Origin of the sequence: Mesorhizobium sp. WSM3868 (genome assembly GCF_002294785.1) — a bacterium.
Classification (GTDB): domain Bacteria; phylum Pseudomonadota; class Alphaproteobacteria; order Rhizobiales; family Rhizobiaceae; genus Mesorhizobium.
This window is the reverse complement of sequence record NZ_NSGB01000037.1, coordinates 1-4,928: the sequence shown is the minus strand read 5'-3', so window position 1 is coordinate 4,928 and position 4,928 is coordinate 1. Positions and strand designations below refer to the sequence as shown.

The window sequence follows — 4,928 nt, the reverse complement described above, 5'->3', positions numbered from 1 at the left end:
CCAGATCGAATCTGGAAGCCTATGAATCATGCATCAACGCGATTTTGAATCCTGAATGTCGATTGGTCCTAGGGGTTGAGGCATGTATGTACGCTGTACCAGCATGACCTTGCGTTAGGCCCATGGCGCTCCCTCTCCAAGCGGAGCAGGACCTAACCCTGGAGGTCTGGATGGTCGCAGCCTACATCAGTTGGGCATGGGCAACCGCTGGACGCCGCAAGAGCTGATCGAAGAGCGAATGTCCGTCACCGCCCGGCTGTCTCGACTGCTAAATCAGAAGCTTGATATCCGGCGCCCCCCGATCGCCTCGGCCCTGACGCTCTCCGGCCGAAGATGAAACGCCGCGAAGTGCGGCACCAAGTGTGTCACGCTGACCTATTCGCCCGCCCCCAGCCCGAAAAACCTCACAAATAACCTCAGACGCCTACGCCGTCGGCGAGGGCAGGTCGGCTGGCGAGCGCGCTAACAAGACGGAGCTGGGCAGTTTGTCGCTCAGGGCTGCTGGGAATTGAGCCACCTCGAGTAGCCCGCCGGCTCCGGTCGGCCGGCATTTTGTTGATCCATGGAATCGAGCAATGCGGCGATGACCTCGGCCGGAGGTTGAGCGCCTATGAAGCTGCGAACAAGCCCATTTGCACGTCTTCCCAGTCTTGGCGCGGAACACAATCTTCTACGACCGAACGCCGGAAGACTTCTCGGATGACGTCAAAGTCAAAAGCGGAAATGAAGTTCGCAGAGCGCTTAGTCATGATCTCCTCGTGGAGTTGAGTTCCTTCTAAGCGGCCGTGTCCGGTCGACGCTGGGGCGACAACAGGACCTATATCGGCACCGCTGACGTCGGTCGCTCACATTTGTTGCATTGCTAAGAAGATGACGACCGCCGAGCGGGGCGGGGGCAGGGGGGGTGACGACGGTCGTCGGAGGACAAGGTGCCATAGGGTGAGCAAACTGCGTTGCGATCGGCCCTGGCTCACTATGTGGTTGATTCGGCTCGGGGGCGGGTTTCCCTGTTTAATCGGAGCCGTTTGATGCGACCTTTGTCCAGACGGAAAACGCCGTCGCCCCGCCGCGTAACATTGCTCCACTGCCCCCTCTCCAGCGGCTTGTCGCCGGGTGTTCATCCCAGATGATTTGCCGTAGGTCAGGCAGGTCTACGGCTTGGCCGAATGTGGGGCATGGAAGGAAATGATCGGCTTCGCTGATCTGCTCACCACCTTCGAGATGATCGCTTTACTGGACGATACCTTTGGCCGGCTTGATCCAAAGCTTGGCCTTGCGCTCGATCAGGGAAATCGCGCGGGCCGCGTTTGAGGTCGAATGGCGTAGCGTGTGCTCGCCGCGATGGAACTTCACCTGGCCGGTAATGTCTCAGGCCGCACACATCAGCGCGAAGACGCTCGGCACACGCTGCGCGGGCTTTGGCGCCCTGGCCTCCTCGACACGCTTCCACAGCCGTTCCCCGAGGCCACCGGGCAGCGTTGTGAACGCCGTGCCGGCTACCCGCGCCATGATTGCTGCAGCGGGCTTCGCGGGCTCTCTCGCTTGATGCCCAGCGGTTCGAAGTCGCTTCTCTGAGCATGTTGTCTTCACCCACAAGTCCTGCTTGCCGCTGCGATAATTGCTGGTGCGCCGCTTCGAAATCATGCCTCGAGGCCCATGTTCTCGACGGCTTCCAAGAAGGAAGCGGCGGCGGCAAATAGCTTCCTCGTCACGCGATTGCGAATGGCGCCTCAGTTCGAGTATGCGGTGGAATCCTTGTTTTTTACGGGGGCGGGCGCATGCTTACCGCCTCTTTCTCGACCGCCACGAAATGATTGGCGCCTCATCATTTTTCTACTCGCCGAGCTGCGCCCCACTTCAGACCTTGACGGCAGCCCAGGCCAGGCAGCCCGCGGCGACCGGCGTTGTGCTGACGAGAACGGCTCCTTCCGCGTGAAGCGTTATGAGGCCGGCCCAAGAGACCTCGTCGACCACCCAGATTGTCCCACCTTTATCGGTCCATTTTAGGTTCGTCCGCGCCTCGAGTACGGCTCGCATCATTTGGGCCTGGCTTAGACCTTCCCGGAAGACGACGATCGTGTCGGCTGCACCCTCGAAGCGCTGACCTGCGCCCGCAGCCAGCCCGGCTACTATGGTAACACTCATCAAAGCAGCCGCCGCGCCTCGAGCCGGTCCTCCCCGATTGGGCATCAGGAGAACGAGCACCAAAGGCAAGATGCCAAAAATGACCAGCCATCCCATGTCCCATGCCAGTGGCACTTCGCTCGCCATCCTGATCCGGTGAAGGCCGAGCAGCCAATGAATGATGACGGCGTCAACGATGTGCCAGGCGCCGAACCCGGCCAAGGCGAGCCGTAGGATTTCGCTTGTGGTGCCGGGGCGCGCGCCAGATGCACGAGCCGCCACGAGCAACACGGTGCCCAAGACGCACAAGAGATACATCAGCAGGTGAAAGAGGCCGTCCGCCAGAATCTGGAAGCGCAAGTCTGATCGTGCCGGTTCGGGGAGGCCGGACAGGAGATGGTGCCACTGCAGGATCTGATGCAGAACGATGCCGTCGAAAAAGCCGCCCAGGGCATATCCAACGAGCAGCCAGCCAACAACGGCCTTCCGATCGATTGCTGGCCCGTTCAAGCGCATGATTGGCGACCTACCTCAAAGCGGCCGGACGAGGGACGACCGGCATCGTCGGTCTGAGCTCGTCGACTGACACAGCCGGAATGTCTTCGCTCAGCCGTGTACGCCATAACGGGCCTCAACCCAGAAAGCACAGATTAGGCCTCCGACCACAGCCAGGAGCACTAGCACCGCCGCAACAGTTTCGAGCATCGGACATCGCTCCTTCTTCTCCCGCTTGCCCGAACCTCCTGGGTTTGCAGTTGTTCCCTTGGCTTTGACGTTACTGCCAATCATCAGGAACAATCCCGCACAAGCGAGGTTGGGACGCGCTTGCCTTCTCAAATGGAGATCACGATGCCAGCTCATCGCCGAACGCGGACACTTCGCCTGCGACGCACACGCCGACAGGAGTGACCCGATGGCTGTTTTCAACCAATCACAAGGACATCGGGACACTTTATCTGATTTTCGCGATCGTCGCGGGCATCATTGGCATGCTGCTTTCGGTGGCCATGCGCATGGAACTTCAGCAACCGGGTATACAGATCTTCCCTGGCTTGGCCTCACTTATATACGGCTTCCAGGGCGACACGGCCATCGATGCAGGCAAGCAGCTCTACAACGTATTCACGACAGCACACGCCCTTATCATGATCTTCTTCGCGGTGATGCCCGGTCTGATCGGCGGCTTTGCCAACTGGATGATACCGCTCATGATCGGGCTCCGGATATGGCTTTCCCGCGGATGAACAACGTTTCCTTCTGGCTGCTGCCGCCCGCCTTCATTTTGCTTTTGATGTCGATGTTCATGCCCAGCGTACCAGGAGGCTATGGGGCGGGAACGGGATGGTTCCTCTACCCAACGCTGTCGACGTCGGGCCATCCTGGGCCTGCCGTTGACCTGGTCATTCTGTCGCTGCACATTGCCGGGGCCTCATCCATCCTCGGGGCGATCAATTTCATCACCACGATCTTCAACATGCGCGCGCCCGGCATGACGCTCCACAAGATGCCTCTGTTCGCGTGGTCGGTTCTGATTACAGCATTCCTTCTTCTCCTCGCGCTCCCCGTTCTCGCAGGCGGGATTACCATGTTGCTGACCGACCGGAACTTCGGCACTGCCTTCTTCGTCCCGGACCAGGGCGGCGATTTGCTCCTTTACCAGCATCTTTTCTGGTTCTTCGGTCATCCGGAAGTCTACATCATGATCCTCCCGGCATTCGGCATTGTGAGCCAGGTAATATCGACGTTTTCGCGCGAACCGATCTTCGGCTATCTCGGCATGGTCTATGCGATCGTGGCGATCGGCGTGATAGGGTTTGTCGTCTGGGCGCACCATATGTACACCAGCGGCATTGGCCTCGACACGCAGCGCTATTTTACCTTCGCGACAATGGTGATCGCGGTGCCAACGGGTATAAAAGTGTTTTCCTGGATCGCCACAATGTGGGGCGGATCGATCCGTATGCAAACGCCGATGCTCTGGGCTCTAGGATTCATCTTTCTCTTTACCATTGGCGGAGTTACCGGCGTTCAGCTGGCCAACGCCGCGCTCGACCGTGTATTGCACGACACTTATTTCGTCGTCGCGCATTTCCACTACATTCTGTCACTGGGAGCTCTCTTTGGGATCTTCGCGGGCTGGTATTACTGGTTCCCGAAGATGACCGGGTATGTGTATAACACTCTACTGGCGGGAGTGCATTTCTGGACGACCTTTGTCGGCGTCAACTTGGTTTTCTTTCCGCATCACTTTTTAGGTTTGGCCGGCATGCCACGCCGCTATGTAGACTATCCTGATGCATTTGCGGGCTGGAATATGGTCTCTTCCTATGGCTCCTACATATCTGCCGCAAGCGTACTGTTCTTCCTGGCCGGAGTGGTCGACGCCTTCTACAGACGAAGGGAGGCCGGCGACAATCCTTGGGGTCCGGGGGCCACCACCTTGGAGTGGATGTTGCCTTCGCCACCGCCGTTCCATCAATGGGACAGGCTCCCGATCATTAAATAGCCCGCGTCGATTTCGGCGCGATGCGTGACGATCCCTGCAGCCAATGCCCTGGCTCTCGTGGCCCTCAATCAGCATCCCAACACGACGGGGTTGGGGTTGGCCCGGGAAAGTACCGGGCCCCTAGCGAGCCGTTCCTGATCCTCCGGTCGGGCTCGCGGATAGTTCATCGCCGTTTGCAATGAGCGTCAGCGCCAAGGAACATTCCTGATCCAAGGCTGTTCGGGCGGATCCCAACCCTGGAGAACCCTCATGTTCATGCACAATAAGCGACTGCAATACACCGTCCGTGTGTCGGAGC

General features: G+C 59.1%; 2 protein-coding genes and 1 pseudogene. 2 read left to right on the top strand and 1 reads right to left on the bottom strand.

Annotated elements, in window-relative coordinates:
- Positions 1 to 1,185 precede the first annotated feature (1,185 nt).
- Positions 1,186 to 1,311, top strand: coding sequence for a hypothetical protein (locus CK221_RS31195; protein WP_280952206.1), 126 nt, complete (start codon positions 1,186 to 1,188; stop codon positions 1,309 to 1,311).
- 546 nt (positions 1,312 to 1,857) lie between these two features.
- Here the strand turns inward: CK221_RS31195 and CK221_RS29265 are convergent.
- A complete protein-coding gene (locus tag CK221_RS29265) occupies positions 1,858 to 2,640 on the bottom strand; it encodes a DUF2243 domain-containing protein (protein ID WP_095780250.1) in 783 nt (260 codons plus the stop codon).
- Between the two features lie 389 nt (positions 2,641 to 3,029).
- Between CK221_RS29265 and ctaD the strand changes: the two are divergent.
- Positions 3,030 to 4,630 (top strand): annotated as a pseudogene (gene ctaD, locus CK221_RS29260) (cytochrome c oxidase subunit I).
- Positions 4,631 to 4,928 lie beyond the last annotated feature (298 nt).